We start from the raw sequence: 18,259 nt of genomic DNA, 5'->3' as shown, positions 1-18,259 counted from the left end.
AAGCCTTGAATTATTTTCCCTTAACTAACGGGAGTTGTTACGCCCCATGCTGCAAGAAATTATGCAATTTGTTAGCAAGCATCCGATCCTGAGCCTGGCTTGGATTGCATTGCTGGTTGCGGTGATTGTCATGACCGTCAAAAACCGTTTCTCCAAAGTAAAAGAAATCAGCCGTGGTGAAGTTACCCGCCTGATCAATAAAGAAGACGCGGTGGTTGTGGATACCCGTAGCCGTGACGATTTTCGTAAAGGCCATATTGCCAACGCCATCAACCTGACGGCGAGCGAAATCAAAAGTGGTAGCCTCGGTGCGCTGGAAAAACATAAAACTCAGCCTGTAGTGGTGGTGTGTGCCAATGGTACGACTTCACGCGAGCCTGCAGAGAGCCTGAGCAAAGCCGGTTTTGAGCAAGTCTTCACGCTGAAAGACGGTGTTGCGGGCTGGAGTGGCGAGAACCTGCCATTGGCGCGCGGCAAGTAATCATTAACCGATTAAGGTGATGAGTGATGGCTAACATCGAAATCTACACCAAAGCCACTTGCCCGTTTTGCCATCGCGCTAAAGCGTTGCTAAATAGCAAAGGGGCTACGTTTAACGAGATCGCCATCGACGGTGATAACGTGAAGCGTGAAGAGATGATCAAGCGGAGTGGGCGAACCACTGTGCCTCAGATTTTCATCGACGGCCAGCATATCGGCGGCTGTGATGATTTATATGCACTCGATGCTCGTGATGGGCTGGACCCGTTGCTGTAAATGGGTTTGGTTATCGAGCGTCAATAAGGATATTTTTAACCAAGGGTACTAAACACATGTCAGAACAAAACAACACCGAAATGGCTTTCCAGATCCAACGTATTTATACCAAAGATGTTTCTTTTGAAGCGCCAAATGCACCACAGGTTTTCCAGCAAGAATGGCAACCAGAAGTTAAACTTGATCTTGATACTGCTTCCAGCCAACTGGCGGATGATGTGTATGAAGTCGTACTGCGCGTAACCGTGACCGCGGCCTTGGGCGAAGAAACTGCTTTCCTGTGTGAAGTTCAGCAAGCGGGTATTTTCTCTGTAGCCGGTATCGACGGTACGCAACTGGCGCATTGCCTAGGTGCATACTGCCCGAACATTCTGTTCCCGTATGCGCGTGAGTGCATCACCGGCCTAGTTTCTCGCGGTACATTCCCACAATTGAACTTGGCACCCGTTAACTTTGACGCGTTGTTCATGAACTATCTGCAACAGCAAACTGAAGGCGAAGGTGCCGCACCACATCAGGATGCCTGATGAACACCGTCAATGCTTCAATGACTGTTATCGGTGCCGGCTCGTACGGCACCGCATTAGCTATTACGCTAGCGCGTAATGGACACCCGGTCGTGCTGTGGGGGCATAACCCTGAGCAGATCGCAAAAATGCAGCACGATCGCTGCAATCAAGCTTTCCTCCCCGATGTCCCATTCCCCGATACATTGCTGCTTGAAGCCGATTTAGCGCGTGCGCTGGCTGCCAGCCGTGACGTATTAGTTGTCGTGCCGAGCCACGTGTTTGGTGATGTGCTGCGTCAGCTGAAGCCGTTGTTGCGTCCAGATGCTCGTATCGTGTGGGCAACTAAAGGGTTGGAAGCTGAAACCGGCCGGTTATTGCAGGACGTGGCGCGTGAAGCACTGGGTGATACGATCCCGCTAGCCGTTGTTTCTGGGCCAACCTTCGCTAAGGAATTGGCCGCAGGGTTGCCGACGGCAATCGCTTTAGCGGCGACCGACGAACAGTTTGCCGACGATTTGCAGCAATTACTGCACTGCGGTAAGAGCTTCCGCGTTTACAGTAATCCGGATTTCATCGGTGTGCAGCTGGGCGGCGCGGTGAAAAACGTGATTGCTATCGGTGCCGGTATGTCTGATGGTATCGGTTTTGGCGCTAATGCTCGAACGGCGTTGATAACCCGTGGTCTGGCCGAGATGAGCCGTTTAGGTGCCGCATTGGGTGCCGATCCTGCCACCTTTATGGGTATGGCTGGCTTGGGCGATTTGGTGCTAACTTGTACTGATAACCAATCGCGTAACCGTCGCTTTGGCATTATGCTGGGGCAAGGTAAAGGCGTGGACGAAGCGCAAGACAGCATTGGTCAAGTGGTTGAAGGCTACCGCAATACCAAAGAAGTTTTGGCGCTTGCGCAACGTCACGGTGTGGAAATGCCAATCACCGAACAGATTTATCAGGTGCTGTATTGTGATAAAAATGCCCGCGAAGCGGCATTGAGTTTACTGGGTCGCACCCGGAAAGACGAAAAACACAATACTTAACCTGTAGGACAATCAATAAATTAAGTCACCTTGCCGGCTAGCTGGCGGGGTGACTTGTTTTGCAAGGCAGAGAGGAAGGCAATGTCGTCAGAAGAGTTAGAGCAGGTCTGGAGTAGCATTAAATCAGAAGCGCGAGCACTGGCTGATTGTGAACCGATGTTGGCTAGCTTTTTCCATGCGACTTTGTTGAAGCACGAGAATCTGGGCAGTGCACTCAGTTATATGCTGGCGAATAAGTTGGCAACCCCGATTATGCCAGCGATTGCGGTACGTGAAGTGGTTGAAGACGCTTACCGTTCGGACGCCCAAATGATTGCCTCAGCCGCGCGCGATATTCTTGCTGTGCGTTTGCGTGATCCGGCGGTCGACAAATATTCTACCCCTCTGTTGTATCTGAAAGGTTTCCACGCACTGCAAGCTTACCGCATTGGCCATTGGCTGTGGCTACAGGGGCGTCAGGCGTTGGCAATCTATCTGCAAAACCAAATTTCTGTCGCTTTTGGCGTAGATATTCACCCGGCAGCCCGCATTGGCTGCGGCATCATGCTGGATCACGCGACTGGCATTGTGATCGGTGAAACGGCAGTGGTAGAAAACGATGTTTCTATTCTGCAATCCGTCACCTTGGGCGGTACAGGTAAAACCAGCGGCGATCGACACCCGAAAATCCGTGAAGGGGTCATGATTGGCGCGGGGGCGAAAATCCTCGGTAATATCGAAGTGGGTAAGGGCGCGAAGATCGGCGCTGGTTCTGTGGTGCTACAATCCGTACCGGCACATACTACTGCGGCTGGCGTACCTGCGCGAATCGTTGGTCGACCTGAGAGCGACTCACCCGCGATGGATATGGATCAATACTTCAACGGCAGTAATCACGGCTTCGAGTACGGCGACGGGATTTGAGTGAGAGTAAATGGCCTGCGATTAAGCAGGCCACTTGTATTTACATAAAGAGATTCAGCAGTACCAACGATCCTACCCCGCTGACCACCACCCATAACAACCCCAAACGGAAGCTGACCAAGGTACAGATTACGGCAGCAATGACTTTCGGGTTGTGCAGATCAAATTCCATATTGGAATTCACATTCAAAATCTGAATGGCAATAATCGCCGGCAATACAGTGACCGGAACAAAACGCAGAGTCTTTTTGACTCGATCCGACATGTGAATTTTACCTGCCACACCGATAAACGAAAAACGGATGGCGAAGGTCACCGCTGCCATGCCCAGCGTCAGCATCATAAACAGATTATTGCTCATTATTGGCCACCTCAAAATTTTCTACCTGCTGTGCCTTCGGCGCCGATTTTCTCTCTTCTGCCAGATCTACGCATAATCCGGCACCGACGCCCAGTACCGACGCGATGACGATCCCCAGCGAGTAAGGTAATACCACTAACAACACGCCAGAAACGGTGGCGACAATAGCCGCAACGGTACAGGCCTGACTTTTGATTTGTGGCACCACGATGGCGATAAACGCCGCGACCATCGCGAAATCGAGTCCGTATTTTTCAATGTGCGGGAATGACGAGCCGACCAAGGCACCAAGAAAATCGGCGAAGACCCAGAAAGCCCAGAACGTAAACATGGCGGAGAAATAGAAGGTATACTTGTCTTTTTTATTTCCCTCCATTTCTTTAATTGTCGTGGCATAAACTTCGTCAGTCAGGGCATAGGACATCACACATTTTTTTAGGAATGGTGCGTCTTTAATTTTGTCTGATAACGATGCGCTATATAAAACGTGGCGGAGGTTAATGATCAGGGTGGTTAAAATAATCACTCCGACAGTAGCACCCGTTTTCAGCATATTTAACGCCAGCATTTGTGCCGAGCCAGCAATAACAATGCAAGACCAAGCGGTACTTTGCCATACACTCATGCCAGCACTTACGCTTAATGCGCCAACAATAAATGAAAATGGAAAGTCACCAATACAGAGCGGCATAATGGCTTTTATACCGCTGATAATTGCATCTTTTTTCATGAGATAGCCTCGATAATCGGTAGGTATAGAGCAAATCTGGCGCTATTTGTGCGTCATGATATTAATGATTTCTTTATCGGTATAAGTCATTGGCTGAACGACCAAACGGCAGAGGTTATTAATAGAATCCTCAACGTCGTTGGAAACAATACCGTCGTTAGCGCTGGCTCGACTTTGTTGTTGCGCCATTAGCACTGACTTGAATGCGCTCATGGTGACTGTCGACACCTTCATTGCGCAGCTATTCGATGCGCCGTCGCAGATAATGCCGCTGATATCACTGATCATATTGGTGATGGCGGTATTGATTGCTTGGAAGTCTTTGGTGAGTAACCAAGCCATACCCGCAGCCGCTCCCATCGATGCGGTAGATGCGGCGCACAGGGCGGAAAGACGGGTGTAGCGAGAGTGAATAGAAATCGCGGTCAGATGGGATAGCGCTAACGCACGCGCTAATTGATCGTCATTGACTTTTAGATGTTTAGCGACCACCACAACCGGCATAGTGGCGGCGATCCCTTGGTTACCAGAGCCAAAGTTGGACATTGCCGGAACCGGTGCGCCACCCATGCGCGCATCAGAGGCGGCAACGGTATCAATAAGCACCTGACTCAACAAATCGTGACTCATCATGCCATTAGTAATTGCGTCTGATAATGTTCCGTTGATATTGAGACCGTATTTTTTCTTTTTACCTTCGTCAGACAGCGCTTGGTTGATGCGGCCCGTTTCCAGCATAAAGGCGATATCATCGAAATCAACGTGGTTAATAAACTCGAAGGCTTCTTGCAGACTAAAAGTGGTAAGTTCTTGATTGTTTTTAGCGGTGTTTGTATTTTCGCTGAGAGGCAGTTTCACATCGTTCAGGTATAACTCGGCAATGTGAGTATGTGAACCATTAACCACAATACGACAATGGTTGTTTTTTCCGTGTACGGTCAGATCGATATGAATAAAGTCTTCGGTTTCTGCCGCAGAAATGTTCACTCTTTTCTCTTCAACCAATTTGGCTGCTTGTTCAATATTCTCTGGGGTAATGTCTTTCAGCGTTTCTAACCCCTTATCCGGATTACCACCAAAAGCACCGATAGCGGCAGCGAGATTGACGCCGGAATAACGAGTGCCTGGGATTGTCACACCCATCGCATTTTTATACAGGTTGGCGGAAATTGAGCCGGATATTTCGCATACGGTTTCATTAATCTGCTTGGCTGCATAAGCTGCGGAGAAGGCAATCGCAACTGGCTCAGTACAACCCAATGCCGGAGCAACTTCTTTTTTTAACCATTGGATGAAAATAGGTTGGTTAGTAGAGGTAGTTTTCATTTTTTATTCCTGAGGTTCAGTAATTTCTTATAAATACTTTAATGAAAATAATGACGAATGTTTTTCTCTAATTTTCACTATTTTCCTAGTGAGGGAGAAAAAATTACTCTTGTTGCAATAGTGTTTATTAGTGTTATTTTGATGTTTATTATGCTGTTTTACATGGGCTTTTAAATGAAATTAATTATCGATAACTCTAATAATGTGATGCTATCCACATATGTTTATGGAGCATGAAATTCTACTTTTACATTTTGTTTCATCAGTTAGGATCTGCTTACCCCAGTTTTAGGCGGATATTCTCGCAGTCCATTTTTGGACTCGATAATAAGGAACGTAATCAAACGAAAGTGACTCCATAAGAGATGAATAGGTGATTTCTTCATCAATGCCGTTTCTGGAGTCTGTATGAAAACTAAAAAATTACCGTGGATCTTATGTGTATTTTTATTGGCTGGGTGCGATCAAAAGAAAGCGGTACTCCCGGCCCCGGCACAGCCAAACGCGCAAACCAGCACCCAAGCGACAGCGCCGACAAGTGCGACCCAGCTTTATCAACTGTTGGGGCCGGTGGCGCTATTTCCTGACAATCTATTGGCGCAGGTATTGGTCGCCGCTAATTATCCGGATCAAATCGCCGCTGCCAGTTCTTGGTTGGCACAAAACTCGACGTTGAAAGGTTCAGCATTGCAACAAGCAGTGAATCAACAACCTTGGGATGCGAGCGTCAAAGGATTAACCGTCTTTCCTGATGTATTGAGCCAGATGGCACAAAATTTGGCGTGGACTCGTGCATTAGCAACGGCTTATACCCAAGAGCCAGGTGATGTGATGAACGCGGTGCAGATTCTGCGCCAACGGGCGACCCATAGTGGTGCATTGAAGAATTCGGCACAGCAGCAGGTAAGTATTCAGCCGAATGCTAACAGTTCATCTGCGCCAGTGACTAAAGTGGTTACCGCCCCCGCACAAACCATTGTGATTAAACCTGCACAACCTAGCGTGGTGTATGTTCCGACTTACAATCCGTCGGTGGTGTATGGCTATCCGGCAATACCGGTTTATCCCGGTTATGTACCGCCACCGACCTATAGTAGCGGCGATATGTTGGCGACGGGGTTGATCAGCTTTGGTGTCGGTGTGGCGGTCGGGTCGTTAGTGAATGACCATTGGAACGATTGGGGTGTGGGTTGGCATCAATCGACGGTGATTTATCACAATTCACCTTATGTGATTCATCACACGACCATTATCAATAATCATAATACGGTATGGAACCACCCTCAGCCTGTGGTTGGAGAGCCGCATTTTGCTCCAATACATCATGACGTTGGACAACCGCATTTCGCACCGAACCGGAGCAATTTCACACCAAGCCCACGTGGGGGACATGAGGAGCTGCATACCCGCCAACCATCGCATATCGCAGCTAGACCCCAGTTTGCGCCGGGGCCAGTACGTATCCCAGAGCAACATCGGGAACCCCATATACAGCAGCAACAGATGGGGAATATGACTTCTCGCTTTGCCGGAGAGCATGCAGATATTGGGCGAGGGTTAACGTCTTCCCATATGCTGGATAACGTCACCCATCGGCATCGGTTATTTTAAGGTTTGATCAACGCGCCTGCGTAATCCAGCTGTCGCCAAGCCTCATAGACCACCACGGAAACCGCGTTAGACAGGTTCATGCTGCGGCTTTGTTCCTGCATTGGGATGCGGATTTTTTGTTGTGCGGGCAGGGCGTCGAGGATCTCAGCGGGTAGGCCACGGGTTTCAGGGCCAAATAGCAAATAATCTCCCGCTTGATATGTCACCGCACTGTGTGCCGGAGTGCCTTTGGTCGTCAAGGCGAACAGTCGTTGTGGGTTTTCGCTGGCAACAAAAGCCGCGTAATTAGCGTGGCGTTTGATGTGGGCGAATTCGTGATAATCCAATCCAGCACGGCGCAGGCGCTTGTCATCCCATGGGAATCCCATCGGTTCAATCAGATGTAACTGGAAGCCGGTATTGGCACATAGGCGGATGATATTACCGGTGTTTGGCGGGATTTCTGGTTCAAATAAAACGATGTTCAACATATACAAAGCCCCTCATAACGAGGGGCGCAGAATAACAAAAACCTAAGCATTGGCCTACCGGATTAGCATTGCTGTCTTAGCGTTGATACAACGGAAGCCACAGCACTAAACGCAAACCACCCAGCGGACTATCTTCGGCTTTAACCCAACCACGATGTTGGGTGACGGCAGCCTCGACAATCGCCAACCCCAAACCGGTTCCGCCGGATTCACGATCGCGAGCTTCATCGGTTCGATAGAACGGACGGAAAATTTGTTCGCGGTCTTCTGGGCTCACGCCTGGGCCATCATCATCGACAGTGATGGTAATTCCTTGATTATCCACACTGAAGGCGACAGCAATGCGCGTATGTGAATAACGTAGGGCGTTACGCACGATGTTCTCTAGCGCGCTATCTAGTGCGCTAGCGTTGCCGTATAGCGACCAAGGACCGGGTGGTGAATCGATAGTTAGCTGTTTACCCATCTGTTCAGCTTCGAAGCTGGCGTTATCCAGCATATCGGCCCACAGCTGGTTAGCTTTTAATATCTCACGTGCCAGTTCACTTTTTTGCTGACCGCGTGACAATACCAACAGATCGTTAATCATCGAATCCAGACGTTGCGCTTCGGTTTCGATACGCTCTAGCTCACGTCCTTCGCCATGACGACGGCGTAACAGCGCCGTAGCCAATTGCAGACGGGTCAATGGGGTGCGCAATTCGTGGGAGATATCGGAAATCAGCCGCTGCTGAGCCGTCATCATGCGTTCCAATGCACTGACCATCTGGTTAAAACTGGCTCCGGTGGCCAAAAACTCTTGCGGCCCGGCTTCAAGCTCCGGGTGTTGCTTCAAGTTGCCACGAGCCACATCGTCGGCGGCGTTTTTTAGGTTTCGCGCCGGTTTTGCCAAACTCCAAGCCAACCACAGCAGCAGAGGTGCACTGATCAACATGGTGACGATTAACAACAGTAACGGTCTATCGAACAACAAGTTAATAAAATCGGACTGCGGGCTATTGGATGGGCGAATCAGGTAAAGCTGGTAGTTATCCTCGCCATCTCGTACGGCAAAGGGGCCAACGACTTCGGCACGACCGTATTTCTTTTTCTTCGGATAGTCTGAGTTATCAGACTGCCCGATGAAATTACGCATGATCTGAACTTCGTTACGTTGAGCTCCGAGCATCCGACCTTCGCTAGTGACTAAGATCAAGCGTTGGCCTGGCGGTGCCCATTTGTCGATTGCGCGCAGCAAACGACGCCACCACATTAGATCGTTCGGTGGGTCGTTTTGCAGTTCGGCTTCGACGTGCTGCTCCAACATCGCCCCTTGCCGCTGCTCACTGGGCAACAGCGTGGTCATTTGGCGGGTGTCGAGCTTCGGCACCATCAACACCAGCATTAGCACTAAGGCCAATGTGAACCAGAAAATGGCGAAGATACGTGCCGTCAAACTGTTAATCATGTTGCCGATACCATCAGGTAGCCACGACCACGCAGAGTTTTGAACCACGGATGGCCGTCTTTACGATCTGGCAATTTACGTCGTAGGTTGGAAATATGCATATCGATAGCGCGGTCGAATGGTGTCAGGCGTTTCCCCAAGACTTCTTGGCTCAGCAATTCACGCGATACCACTTGGCCGAGGTGCTGTGCCAATAAATATAACAGGGTGAATTCGGTACCGGTCAGATCCAGCGTCTGTCCATCGAAATTGGCTTCTTGGCGACCTGGATTGAGCTGCAAGCCATCGACGTCCAGCGTGGGTGCACCGGTATCGACGCTTTGCTGTTGCTCACTCCAGTTCGAGCGACGCAGGATGGCTCGGATACGCGCCACCAGTTCACGATCATTAAAAGGTTTCGGTAGGTAGTCATCAGCACCTAATTCCAGCCCCAAAACGCGATCCAGTTCACTGCCGCGAGCAGTTAGCATGATCACTGGTGTTTGGTGGTTTTGACGTAATTCTTTCAGAGTGTCGATGCCGTTTTTCTTCGGCATCATGATATCAAGCAACAGGAGATCGATGGAGCTGTCCAGTAGCGACAACGCCTGTTCACCATCGTGCGCCACGATGATGTTAAACCCTTCCATTTCAAGCAGTTCTTTCAGTAGCGAGGTGAGCTCGCGGTCGTCGTCAACTAGCAGAATTTTATTCATTTTGATTTACCTCCAGACGCAAAATACGTCATCAACTGTTGGCATTCCATGACTTTACGTAGTTTTACATGCCCTGACGCAGGTTTGCAGGTGCAGCAGTACACTGCTCCTCGTTGATTCGCAAAGTGAGCACAAACGAGGAGTGAAAATGCGTAAGGTGACTGCAGTAGTTATGGCATCAATGTTGGCAATAGGTTCTACCGCTGCCTTCGCTGCTGACGCTACACAGGAAACTACGCCGCCTCCAGCTAAAGATGTAATGCCACAGAATCCTGGTCAGCACCATATGTTCGAGGGTGTCAGCCTAACTGAACAACAACGCCAGCAAATGCGTGATTTGATGCAACAGGCTCGCCACGATCTACCTAGTGTCAATGTAGCTGAAATGGAAGCAATGCATAAGCTGGTGATTGCAGACAAATTTGATCAAACCGCGGTGTACGCACAGGCGGAAAAGATGGCTCAGGAACAGGTTAAGCGCCAGGTCGAAATGGCCCGAGTACGCAACCAAATGTATAACCTACTGACGCCAGAGCAAAAAAGTGTTTTAGACCAGAAACATCAGCAGCGTATGCAGCAGATGCAGCAGATGCAGCAGATGCAGCAGATGGAGCGTCAAATTTCTGGTTTGCAGCAAACTTCTGCCCAGAAGTTGAGTATGACCGAGTAGTACCCCTGTTTTTCCTTGCCATAGACACCATCCCTGTCTTCCCCGCCATGATGGCGGGGCTTTTTTTGCCTGTTATTCCGCTATACTCTTTCCCTCCTAATTTTAACCGGGATCTGTCATGGAACAGCAATATGCTCGTCTGGTGAAGTCTGCTGCGCTTGCCGCTACAGTGTTGGCTTCCATACTGCTGCTGATCAAAATTGTTGCCTGGTATTTGACCGGCTCTGTCAGCTTGCTTGCGGCGCTGGTGGATTCGCTGGTGGATATTGCCGCGTCGCTGACCAACCTGTTAGTGGTGCGTTATTCCCTGCAACCCGCTGATGAAGAACACGCTTTTGGTCATGGCAAAGCTGAATCGTTGGCGGCGCTGGCACAAAGCATGTTTATCTCGGGTTCCGCCTTGTTTTTGTTCCTCACTGGCTTTCAGCATTTGTATGCGCCACAAGAGCTACGTGCGCCCGGTGTTGGGATTGCGGTCACGGTGGTCGCGCTGCTGAGTACCATGGTTCTGGTGACTTACCAGCGTTGGGTGGTGAGAAAAACCCGCAGTCAGGCGGTTCGCGCAGATATGCTGCATTATCAATCAGATATCATGATGAATGGTGCTATTCTTATTGCGTTGGGATTAAGTTGGTATGGTTTCCAGCGGGCGGATGCGTTGTTTGCGTTGGGAATTGGCGTCTACATTCTCTACAGCGCATTACGCATGGGGTACGAAGCGGTGCAATCGTTGCTAGATCGTGCCTTGCCTGATGATGAACGTCAGGCGATTATCGATGTGGTTTCATCTTGGCCAGGAGTGAAAGGGGCGCATGATTTACGCACTCGTCAGTCCGGGCCGACGCGTTTTATCCAACTGCATCTGGAAATGGACGATTCGTTGCCGTTGGTGCAGGCGCACGTGTTAGCTGAGCAGGTTGAACAGGCTTTGTTACATCGTTTCCCCGGTGCGGATGTGATTATCCACCAAGATCCTTGCTCGGTGGTTCCAGCAAGTCGACAAGGGCATTGGGAGCTATAATCAAGTTAGGGTTGCCTGCTGATGGGAAGTAAGGAATTATCTGGGTTAGCTCAGAGTGCCATGTCGGTTTTTTACCGCAAATTTGTGTGACGTGAATCAATTCAGCAGACTGTTTTTGATATAATATTCAGCAATCAGATTTGAAAGCAGATTTGCTGTGTCCGGAGTGATTGTTGGACAGTCGGCAAATAGAACATTCTCAAGAAATTGCATCTACAGTTCAGAGGTAGTCATGATCAAGAAAATCGGTGTACTGACGAGTGGCGGTGATTCGCCGGGTATGAACGCTGCTATCCGTGGTGTTGTGCGTGCTGCACTTAGTGAAGACCTAGAAGTTTTTGGTATTCAAGATGGCTACCTCGGGCTGTATGAAGATCGTATGAAGCCATTGGATCGTTATAGTGTGTCCGACATGATCAACCGTGGCGGTACTTTCCTTGGCTCCGCACGCTTCCCTGAGTTTAGGGATGATGCAGTACGCGCTAAGGCGATTGAAAATCTGAGACGCCGCGGGATAGATGCGCTAGTGGTTATTGGTGGTGATGGCTCTTATATGGGGGCTAAACGCCTGACCGAAGAGGGGTTCCCATGCATCGGCCTACCTGGCACGATTGATAACGACATCAAAGGTACCGATTACACCATCGGTTTCTTCACCGCGTTGGAAACCGTCGTTGAAGCCATCGACCGCCTGCGTGACACCTCTTCCTCCCATCAGCGTATTTCCATCGTAGAAGTGATGGGGCGTTACTGTGGTGACCTGACCCTAGCGGCATCAATCGCGGGCGGTTGTGAGTTTGTGGTATTACCGGAAGTTGAGTTCAACCGTGAAGATCTGGTTACAGAAATCAAAGCGGGTATCGCAAAAGGTAAAAAACACGCCATCGTGGCTATTACCGAGCATATCTGTGATGTGGATGAGCTGGCTAGATACATCGAAGAAAACACCAAGCGTGAAACGCGTGCAACAGTTCTGGGGCATATCCAGCGCGGCGGGGCTCCGGTGGCTTATGACCGCATTTTGGCTTCACGCATGGGCGCTTACTCTGTTGAACTCCTGTTGCAAGGCCACGGTGGTCGCTGCGTGGGTATCCAGAACGAGAAGTTGGTTCACCATGACATTATCGACGCAATTGAAAACATGAAGCGTCCGTTTAAAAATGACTGGCTGGACTGCGCCAAGAAGCTGTATTAATTCTGCGCTTCACCCTGATACTCAATAGCCTCCGTTCGCGGGGGCTTTTTTTCGTCCTTATTGATGCATATTCCATAATCGTCTAGTACCAAATTTTTTATTCTTTAATTGCGAGGAAAGTTTCTGGCAGGCTCTGATGCTAAATCAACCGATTGAGGTTGCGATTATTTTCCTGGGGAGTCTGTCGATGCGTAAATGGGGTGTGGGTCTGTCATTGGTGCTGTTGGCGTCGAGCGCGATGGCGAAAGATATTCAATTACTGAACGTTTCTTATGACCCAACGCGTGAGTTCTATCAGGAATATAACATCGCGTTTGGCAAATACTGGCAGCAGAAAACTGGCGATCACGTCACGGTTCGTCAATCCCACGGCGGCTCTGGCAAACAGGCAACCTCGGTGATCAACGGTATTGAGGCTGACGTAGTGACTCTGGCGCTGGCGTATGACGTCGATGCCATTGCTGAACGAGGACGTATTGATAAAGATTGGATCAAGCGTCTGCCGGATAACTCGGCTCCTTATACCTCAACCATCGTATTCTTGGTGCGCAAAGGTAATCCTAAACAGATCCACGATTGGCCGGATTTGGTGAAACCGGGCGTTTCCGTGATTACTCCCAACCCGAAAACTTCGGGTGGTGCGCGCTGGAACTATCTGGCAGCTTGGGGTTACGCGCTACATCACAACAACAACGATCAAGCCAAAGCGCAGGATTTCGTTAAAGCACTGTATAAAAACGTGGAAGTGTTGGATTCCGGTGCTCGCGGTTCGACTAATACCTTCGTGGAGCGTGGCATTGGTGACGTATTGATCGCTTGGGAAAATGAAGCGTTGTTGGCAGCCAAACAACTGGGACAAGACAAGTTTGAGATTGTGACACCAAGCGAATCTGTGCTGGCAGAACCGACCGTTTCGGTGGTGGATAAAGTGGTCGATAAACGCGGTACTCGTGAGATTGCTACCGCTTATCTGAAATATCTGTACTCACCAGCCGGGCAGGAAATTGCCGCAAAGAACTACTATCGCCCGCGCGATGCGGTAGTTGCCGCCAAGTTCGCCGATAGTTTCCCGAAACTGAAGCTATTCACGGTGGATGATACCTTTGGTGGCTGGGCACAAGCGCAGAAAGTGCACTTTGCCACTGGCGGCAAGTTTGATGAGATCAGCAAGCGCGATTGATGGTCTTCTAACGATAAAAAAACCCCGGCGAGCCGGGGTTCTGTCATTTCAGCAAGCCGAAAACTTAGGCTTTCTTTGCAGCAGCCGCGGCTTTAACGATCACAGCGAAAGCGTCAGCTTTCAGTGATGCGCCACCGACCAATGCGCCGTCGATGTCTGGCTGGGTGAACAGCTCAGCAGCGTTTTTATCATTAACGGAACCGCCGTACTGGATGATCACTTGCTCAGCGATCGCTTTGTCTTGTTTGGCGATATGGTCACGGATGAATTTGTGAACGGCTTGTGCTTGTGCTGGGGTAGCAGATTTACCGGTACCGATCGCCCAAACTGGCTCATAAGCGATAACCACGCCTTCGAAGGCTGCAGCACCTTGAGTTTTCAGCACGGCGTCGATCTGGCGAGCACAAACTTCTTCGGTTTTGCCCGCTTCATTTTCTGCTTCGGTCTCACCGATGCACAGCACTGGGATCAGACCTGCTGCTTTCAGTACCGCAAATTTTGCTGCGATCGCTGCGTCAGTTTCTTTGTGGATCGTGCGACGCTCAGAGTGACCGATGATGATGTACTGCGCACCAACATCTTTCAGCATATCTGCGGAAACTTCACCGGTGAATGCGCCAGACAGGTTAACGTCTACGTTCTGCGCGCCCAAGGCGATGCGGCTACCGGCCAGTGCATGTTTAGCTTGGTCCAAGTACATCACTGGTGGTGCGATAGCGACGCCACAACCATCAACGCTGCTCAATTCATTGCGCAGACCAGCGATCAGTTCGTTAACCATGTGGGTGCTGCCGTTGAGCTTCCAGTTACCCATAACTAATGGATGACGCATGTTTTTTCCTCCAATAAGGGGACACAAGAGTAGAAATAACCACTGCCGGGTGGCAGTTAACCTGCCCAACAGTATAGAGATCAATAAGCGTAAAGGCTTTGCTTTTTGTCATTAATTACCCAGCTATCAGGGTTCAGATAGCGCCAGCTTAATCGGTTCAACAGCGAAAGTTATCCCTTTATCGCCGTTATCTGCCACCACATAGCGAATGGCGCCAGTATGTTGCTGGTAAAAATGTGAACCTTTGCCTTTTTCCAGCAAGTTACTGACTTTTACGATGCTTTTCTCCACGGTTAGCGTGGGATCAAATTGACGCATCAAAGCCGCCATGTAGTTGATAGCTATCGCGCGAGCGGCTTTTTCCTCGTTACCCTGCAAGGGTAAGTGTGTTATCTGTAACGTCTTGATTTTACCCGTGCCTTTTTCCAACGCGGTGGAGGCGTACAGATTTTCATTCAGCTTGCTGGCGGCTCGCGTCAGCAGTGGAGTATCCCCTTCAGTGGCGGGAATAGCACGAAATTCACCGATCGGTAAGGTTGGGTTGTCGCGATTATATTTTTCGCGGAATTTGACGATGGTCAGATCAAACGTGGGGGCTCCCGCCAGTAAATAAGGCGCGGTTGGTTGCTCATTGGCTGCATTAGGGGGATCGGCCCAAGCGCTGCTGAAGGCTAAACAGAGGTAAATGGCGGTGGTAACTTTTTTCAGCATGGCATGCATTCACGAAATCAATGACAAAGTGAGTTCCGATTAAAGCGAGTATATGGGGGCGTTGTCAAAGATCCCACAGTAATTCGCTCAGGAGTCTGCTAGGCGTCATCGCGCGCAGACACTCTATGTTACACTGCGGCGCAGAATATGGGCAGATTAACAGCGCAGGAATCAATGACATTACAGCAGTGGTGCTTTTCGTTTAAAGGCCGTATTGGGCGACGTGATTTTTGGATCTGGATGGGAGCATGGCTGGTTCTAATGGTGATCGCCTTTACACTCGCCAGCTACAACTGGGTACCGATTCAAACCATCTCATTCTTTATTGTCGCCTTGCTGTGGCCGACGGCTGCGGTGTTGGTTAAACGCCTACACGATCGCAACAAAGCGGGCTGGTGGGCGCTGTTGTTGATTCTGGCGTGGTTGCTGGCTGTCGGTAACTGGCAGATGTTGGCACCGATCTGGCAGTGGGGTGTCGGGCGTTTTGTCCCAACGCTGATTATCGTGATGATACTGATCGATCTCGGTGCATTTGTCGGTACGCCGGGCGATAACCGTTTCGGCCCGGAAGCCGAACCGGTCAAGTACTGGTAACTTACCAGTATTGTTCGCTGGTCATATGACCGGGTTTGCGGCGCAGGTGTTTGGTCATGCCGCGGGTTTCTTTCAGCAGTTGCTGGGTATCGCGCACCATTTGTGGGTTACCGCATAGCATGACGTGGCTGGTTTCTACATTGATAGGCAAACCGACCGCCGTTTCTAGTTGACCACTTTCAATCAGTGCAGGAACGCGCCCCGTCAAAGTTCCTGCGACTTCCTCCCGGCTGACGACGCATTGGATGCGCAGCTTACCGTTATAACGCTGCTCCAATTGCTGCATTAATGGTAAATAGCTCAGGTCTTGCGACAAGCGGGCGGCATGTACCAACACTAAGTTTTTGAAGCGGTCCAGCCCTTTACCTTCCTGAAGAATGGATAAATACGGGCCGATAGCGGTACCGGTCGCCAACATCCATAACGTCTCGCAATCTGGCACCTCGTCCAGCACGAAGAAGCCCGCGGCCTCTTTAGTCACCATCACTTCTGAGCCGGGTTGTAGTTGGTTGAGGCGTGGGCTGAGTTTCCCCTCCGGTACCGTGACCAGGTAGAACTCCAGATTGGCATCGTTGGGAGCGTTAACGTAAGAATACGCCCGCTGTACTCGTTCACCATTCACCTCCAACGCCAGTTTGGCAAATTGCCCCGCGGTGAAGGGATCAATTGGCGCATGAACGGTGATGCTGAATAAGCTCTCTGTCCATTGCTCTACCTGCGTCACTTTGCCATTAACCCATTCAGCCATTACTCAACGCTCCCGATTTATAAACTCGTTTGTTGTGGCGTCATCTTATTGCAAGTCGATGAAAATAATTATCGATTAAATGCTAAAGATGAAAGGTGATTATCGTCAGACGTACAGTTTAATTTACGAGGATGGCGGTGTTTTCTGCCAGTCTATTTGCGAACAATCATGACCCCGGCTCTCGCTAAAAAAAACAGATTTGTTAACCTATGCCACCGCAGAAGGTTGCCCATTTATTGTGTTAATTCATCAAAAATTAATATTTTAGAAAAGATAATGAGAAAATTAGAGAATTTTCACCTGCTCGTGATGTTGATCTTGCTAGTGGCCGTTGGCCAAATGGCACAGACTATTTATGTTCCTAATATTGCCGAGATGGCGCAGGCGTTATCGGTACGTGCTGGCGCGGTACAACGCGTAATGGCAGCGTATTTGATGACTTATGGTTTTTCGCAACTGGTTTATGGTCCTTTGTCGGATCGTATTGGTCGCCGTCCGGTGATTTTGAGTGGGATGATGATTTTTATGATCGGGGCGTTAGGGGCATTGCTGTCTAATAACCTGAACATGTTGGTCGCCGCCAGTGCGATCCAAGGGTTGGGTACCGGGGTGGCCGGGGTGATGGCGCGTACCATGCCGCGAGATTTGTACGCGGGCACCTCATTACGTTATGCCAACAGCCTGTTGAATATGGGTATTTTGGTGAGTCCGTTATTGGCTCCGATGATCGGTGGGGCATTGGCGCTGTTCTTCGGTTGGCGTGCCAGCTATGCCTTCCTACTTGTGTTGTGTCTTGGTGTGGCGTTTGCCATGTTCCGTTGGTTGCCGGAAACTCGTCCGCAACAAACAGAAAAACGGGCGATGCTATCCAGTTTCCGTCAGTTGTTGTCAGACCGTAGTTTTAGCTGCTATCTGGTGATGCTGATTGGCGCATTGGCAGGAATTGCAGTATTTGAAGCCAGTTGTGGCGTGCTGATGGGCGGTGTTCTGGGGTTGAGCGGTTTGACCGTGAGTATCCTATTTATCCTACCGATCCCGGCGGCGTTCTTTGGCGCTTGGTATGCCGGGCGTGACGGTAAAGCTTTCCATCAACTGATGTGGCATTCGGTGATTAGTTGCCTGTTGGCGGGATTGATGATGTGGATACCGGGCTGGTTCGGGGTGATGAATATCTGGACGTTGATCGTTCCGGCGGCATTGTTCTTCTTTGGTGCGGGGATGTTGTTCCCACTGGCAACGACTGGCGCGATGGAGCCGTTCCCTTATCTGGCAGGTGCTGCGGGTGCATTGGTCGGTGGGATGCAGAACATGGGGTCTGGTTTGGCGACGTGGCTATCGGCGATGTTGCCACAGACTGGGCAGTTCAGCCTAGGGTTACTGATGTTTGCCATGGCGCTGTTGATTCTGCTGTGTTGGTGGCCGCTATCTAACCGAATGCAACACCAAGGTCATACCGCATAAAA

21 protein-coding genes are annotated in these 18,259 nt (G+C 50.1%); 12 read left to right on the top strand and 9 right to left on the bottom strand.

The window, feature by feature from the left end; genetic code table 11:
• Positions 1 to 46 precede the first annotated feature (46 nt).
• From AC3ISQ_RS21260 to cysE, 5 genes are all read left to right on the top strand, one after another.
• Positions 47 to 481 (top strand): rhodanese-like domain-containing protein, encoded by a 435-nt coding sequence (locus AC3ISQ_RS21260; protein WP_489349726.1) that lies wholly within the window; start codon positions 47 to 49, stop codon positions 479 to 481.
• A 26-nt stretch (positions 482 to 507) separates the two neighbouring features.
• On the top strand, positions 508 to 756 hold the full coding sequence (gene grxC / locus AC3ISQ_RS21255) for a glutaredoxin 3 (RefSeq protein ID WP_489349725.1): 249 nt from the start codon (positions 508 to 510) through the stop codon (positions 754 to 756).
• Positions 757 to 812: 56 nt separating this feature from the next.
• Entirely contained in the window at positions 813 to 1,283 is a 471-nt protein-coding gene (secB, locus tag AC3ISQ_RS21250; protein WP_489349723.1) for a protein-export chaperone SecB, read from the top strand.
• Entirely contained in the window at positions 1,283 to 2,302 is a 1,020-nt protein-coding gene (gpsA, locus tag AC3ISQ_RS21245; protein ID WP_489349721.1) for an NAD(P)H-dependent glycerol-3-phosphate dehydrogenase, read from the top strand. The genes secB and gpsA overlap by 1 nt, the downstream gene beginning before the upstream one ends.
• A gap of 81 nt (positions 2,303 to 2,383) precedes the next feature.
• Positions 2,384 to 3,205 (top strand): serine O-acetyltransferase, encoded by an 822-nt coding sequence (gene cysE, locus AC3ISQ_RS21240; protein WP_489349719.1) that lies wholly within the window; start codon positions 2,384 to 2,386, stop codon positions 3,203 to 3,205.
• Between the two features lie 40 nt (positions 3,206 to 3,245).
• On the opposite strand, the gene AC3ISQ_RS21235 is transcribed toward cysE, so the two are convergent.
• The 3 genes from AC3ISQ_RS21235 to AC3ISQ_RS21225 are packed head-to-tail and all read right to left on the bottom strand — an operon-like array spanning position 3,246 to position 5,622.
• Positions 3,246 to 3,566: an AzlD domain-containing protein gene (locus AC3ISQ_RS21235; RefSeq protein WP_489349717.1), complete on the bottom strand. Its 321-nt coding sequence runs from the start codon at positions 3,564 to 3,566 to the stop codon at positions 3,246 to 3,248.
• On the bottom strand, positions 3,556 to 4,296 hold the full coding sequence (locus AC3ISQ_RS21230; protein ID WP_489349715.1) for an AzlC family ABC transporter permease: 741 nt from the start codon (positions 4,294 to 4,296) through the stop codon (positions 3,556 to 3,558). Before AC3ISQ_RS21230 ends, AC3ISQ_RS21235 begins: the two co-directional genes overlap by 11 nt.
• A gap of 42 nt (positions 4,297 to 4,338) precedes the next feature.
• Positions 4,339 to 5,622 (bottom strand): L-cysteine desulfidase family protein, encoded by a 1,284-nt coding sequence (locus tag AC3ISQ_RS21225; protein ID WP_489349713.1) that lies wholly within the window; start codon positions 5,620 to 5,622, stop codon positions 4,339 to 4,341.
• Between the two features lie 408 nt (positions 5,623 to 6,030).
• Here AC3ISQ_RS21225 and AC3ISQ_RS21220 point away from each other — a divergent pair, with 408 nt between their 5' ends.
• Entirely contained in the window at positions 6,031 to 7,233 is a 1,203-nt protein-coding gene (locus AC3ISQ_RS21220; protein ID WP_489349711.1) for a DUF3300 domain-containing protein, read from the top strand.
• Here the strand turns inward: AC3ISQ_RS21220 and trmL are convergent.
• The 3 genes from trmL to cpxR all read right to left on the bottom strand — a co-directional run bounded on the left by trmL (position 7,230) and on the right by cpxR (position 9,845).
• Positions 7,230 to 7,703, bottom strand: a complete 474-nt coding sequence (gene trmL / locus AC3ISQ_RS21215; protein ID WP_489349709.1) for a tRNA (uridine(34)/cytosine(34)/5-carboxymethylaminomethyluridine(34)-2'-O)-methyltransferase TrmL — start codon at positions 7,701 to 7,703, stop codon at positions 7,230 to 7,232. The two genes, AC3ISQ_RS21220 and trmL, sit on opposite strands and share 4 nt — an antisense overlap.
• Positions 7,704 to 7,779: 76 nt before the next feature.
• Positions 7,780 to 9,150: an envelope stress sensor histidine kinase CpxA gene (gene cpxA, locus AC3ISQ_RS21210; protein ID WP_489349708.1), complete on the bottom strand. Its 1,371-nt coding sequence runs from the start codon at positions 9,148 to 9,150 to the stop codon at positions 7,780 to 7,782.
• Positions 9,147 to 9,845 (bottom strand): envelope stress response regulator transcription factor CpxR, encoded by a 699-nt coding sequence (cpxR, locus tag AC3ISQ_RS21205; RefSeq protein ID WP_489349706.1) that lies wholly within the window; start codon positions 9,843 to 9,845, stop codon positions 9,147 to 9,149. The genes cpxA and cpxR overlap by 4 nt, the downstream gene beginning before the upstream one ends.
• 148 nt (positions 9,846 to 9,993) lie before the next feature.
• Here cpxR and cpxP point away from each other — a divergent pair, with 148 nt between their 5' ends.
• The 4 genes from cpxP to AC3ISQ_RS21185 all read left to right on the top strand — a co-directional run bounded on the left by cpxP (position 9,994) and on the right by AC3ISQ_RS21185 (position 13,911).
• Complete coding sequence (cpxP, locus tag AC3ISQ_RS21200; RefSeq protein ID WP_489349704.1) at positions 9,994 to 10,515, top strand: cell-envelope stress modulator CpxP; 522 nt, start codon at positions 9,994 to 9,996, stop codon at positions 10,513 to 10,515.
• Between the two features lie 118 nt (positions 10,516 to 10,633).
• The gene (fieF, locus tag AC3ISQ_RS21195) at positions 10,634 to 11,536 is read left to right on the top strand and encodes a CDF family cation-efflux transporter FieF (RefSeq protein ID WP_489349702.1); all 903 of its coding nucleotides are present in this window, start codon (positions 10,634 to 10,636) and stop codon (positions 11,534 to 11,536) included.
• A 232-nt stretch (positions 11,537 to 11,768) separates the two neighbouring features.
• Positions 11,769 to 12,731 carry a 6-phosphofructokinase gene (gene pfkA / locus AC3ISQ_RS21190; RefSeq protein WP_489349700.1) on the top strand — a complete coding sequence of 321 codons (963 nt, stop codon included), beginning with the start codon at positions 11,769 to 11,771 and terminating at the stop codon, positions 12,729 to 12,731.
• A gap of 187 nt (positions 12,732 to 12,918) precedes the next feature.
• Complete coding sequence (locus AC3ISQ_RS21185) at positions 12,919 to 13,911, top strand: sulfate ABC transporter substrate-binding protein (protein WP_489353427.1); 993 nt, start codon at positions 12,919 to 12,921, stop codon at positions 13,909 to 13,911.
• A gap of 64 nt (positions 13,912 to 13,975) precedes the next feature.
• On the opposite strand, the gene tpiA is transcribed toward AC3ISQ_RS21185, so the two are convergent.
• Together tpiA and AC3ISQ_RS21175 are read right to left on the bottom strand one after the other, a co-directional pair.
• Positions 13,976 to 14,743 (bottom strand): triose-phosphate isomerase, encoded by a 768-nt coding sequence (tpiA, locus tag AC3ISQ_RS21180; protein WP_489349698.1) that lies wholly within the window; start codon positions 14,741 to 14,743, stop codon positions 13,976 to 13,978.
• A 126-nt stretch (positions 14,744 to 14,869) separates the two neighbouring features.
• The gene (locus tag AC3ISQ_RS21175; protein WP_489349696.1) at positions 14,870 to 15,454 is read right to left on the bottom strand and encodes a DUF1454 family protein; all 585 of its coding nucleotides are present in this window, start codon (positions 15,452 to 15,454) and stop codon (positions 14,870 to 14,872) included.
• A 174-nt stretch (positions 15,455 to 15,628) separates the two neighbouring features.
• Here AC3ISQ_RS21175 and AC3ISQ_RS21170 point away from each other — a divergent pair, with 174 nt between their 5' ends.
• Positions 15,629 to 16,048, top strand: a complete 420-nt coding sequence (locus AC3ISQ_RS21170; RefSeq protein WP_489353425.1) for a DUF805 domain-containing protein — start codon at positions 15,629 to 15,631, stop codon at positions 16,046 to 16,048.
• Between the two features lies 1 nt (position 16,049).
• Here AC3ISQ_RS21170 and fpr read toward each other — a convergent pair whose 3' ends face one another.
• Positions 16,050 to 16,796, bottom strand: a complete 747-nt coding sequence (gene fpr, locus AC3ISQ_RS21165; protein WP_489349694.1) for a ferredoxin--NADP(+) reductase — start codon at positions 16,794 to 16,796, stop codon at positions 16,050 to 16,052.
• Between the two features lie 276 nt (positions 16,797 to 17,072).
• Here fpr and emrD point away from each other — a divergent pair, with 276 nt between their 5' ends.
• Positions 17,073 to 18,257 (top strand): multidrug efflux MFS transporter EmrD, encoded by a 1,185-nt coding sequence (emrD, locus tag AC3ISQ_RS21160; RefSeq protein WP_489349692.1) that lies wholly within the window; start codon positions 17,073 to 17,075, stop codon positions 18,255 to 18,257.
• The last annotated feature ends 2 nt before the right edge of the window (positions 18,258 to 18,259 follow it).

The sequence above is a fragment of the Serratia sp. KH_031 genome, assembly GCF_057839655.1.
Note: the sequence above shows the minus strand (reverse complement) of the source record. Positions and strands in the feature narration are given on the sequence as shown.

Excerpts from the sequence above, each read along its gene's own strand:
- cpxP (WP_489349704.1), top strand. The coding sequence starts at position 9,994 with ATGCGTAAGGTGACTGCAGTAGTTATGGCATCAATGTTGGCAATAGGT.
- AC3ISQ_RS21185 (WP_489353427.1), top strand. The coding sequence starts at position 12,919 with ATGCGTAAATGGGGTGTGGGTCTGTCATTGGTGCTGTTGGCGTCGAGC.
- secB (WP_489349723.1), top strand. The coding sequence starts at position 813 with ATGTCAGAACAAAACAACACCGAAATGGCTTTCCAGATCCAACGTATT.
- cpxR (WP_489349706.1), bottom strand. The coding sequence starts at position 9,845 with ATGAATAAAATTCTGCTAGTTGACGACGACCGCGAGCTCACCTCGCTA.
- emrD (WP_489349692.1), top strand. The coding sequence starts at position 17,073 with ATGAGAAAATTAGAGAATTTTCACCTGCTCGTGATGTTGATCTTGCTA.
- cysE (WP_489349719.1), top strand. The coding sequence starts at position 2,384 with ATGTCGTCAGAAGAGTTAGAGCAGGTCTGGAGTAGCATTAAATCAGAA.
- trmL (WP_489349709.1), bottom strand. The coding sequence starts at position 7,703 with ATGTTGAACATCGTTTTATTTGAACCAGAAATCCCGCCAAACACCGGT.
- fieF (WP_489349702.1), top strand. The coding sequence starts at position 10,634 with ATGGAACAGCAATATGCTCGTCTGGTGAAGTCTGCTGCGCTTGCCGCT.
- AC3ISQ_RS21220 (WP_489349711.1), top strand. The coding sequence starts at position 6,031 with ATGAAAACTAAAAAATTACCGTGGATCTTATGTGTATTTTTATTGGCT.
- AC3ISQ_RS21175 (WP_489349696.1), bottom strand. The coding sequence starts at position 15,454 with ATGCTGAAAAAAGTTACCACCGCCATTTACCTCTGTTTAGCCTTCAGC.
- cpxA (WP_489349708.1), bottom strand. The coding sequence starts at position 9,150 with ATGATTAACAGTTTGACGGCACGTATCTTCGCCATTTTCTGGTTCACA.
- AC3ISQ_RS21225 (WP_489349713.1), bottom strand. The coding sequence starts at position 5,622 with ATGAAAACTACCTCTACTAACCAACCTATTTTCATCCAATGGTTAAAA.
- gpsA (WP_489349721.1), top strand. The coding sequence starts at position 1,283 with ATGAACACCGTCAATGCTTCAATGACTGTTATCGGTGCCGGCTCGTAC.
- AC3ISQ_RS21260 (WP_489349726.1), top strand. The coding sequence starts at position 47 with ATGCTGCAAGAAATTATGCAATTTGTTAGCAAGCATCCGATCCTGAGC.
- AC3ISQ_RS21230 (WP_489349715.1), bottom strand. The coding sequence starts at position 4,296 with ATGAAAAAAGATGCAATTATCAGCGGTATAAAAGCCATTATGCCGCTC.
- AC3ISQ_RS21170 (WP_489353425.1), top strand. The coding sequence starts at position 15,629 with ATGACATTACAGCAGTGGTGCTTTTCGTTTAAAGGCCGTATTGGGCGA.
- fpr (WP_489349694.1), bottom strand. The coding sequence starts at position 16,796 with ATGGCTGAATGGGTTAATGGCAAAGTGACGCAGGTAGAGCAATGGACA.
- grxC (WP_489349725.1), top strand. The coding sequence starts at position 508 with ATGGCTAACATCGAAATCTACACCAAAGCCACTTGCCCGTTTTGCCAT.
- pfkA (WP_489349700.1), top strand. The coding sequence starts at position 11,769 with ATGATCAAGAAAATCGGTGTACTGACGAGTGGCGGTGATTCGCCGGGT.
- tpiA (WP_489349698.1), bottom strand. The coding sequence starts at position 14,743 with ATGCGTCATCCATTAGTTATGGGTAACTGGAAGCTCAACGGCAGCACC.
- AC3ISQ_RS21235 (WP_489349717.1), bottom strand. The coding sequence starts at position 3,566 with ATGAGCAATAATCTGTTTATGATGCTGACGCTGGGCATGGCAGCGGTG.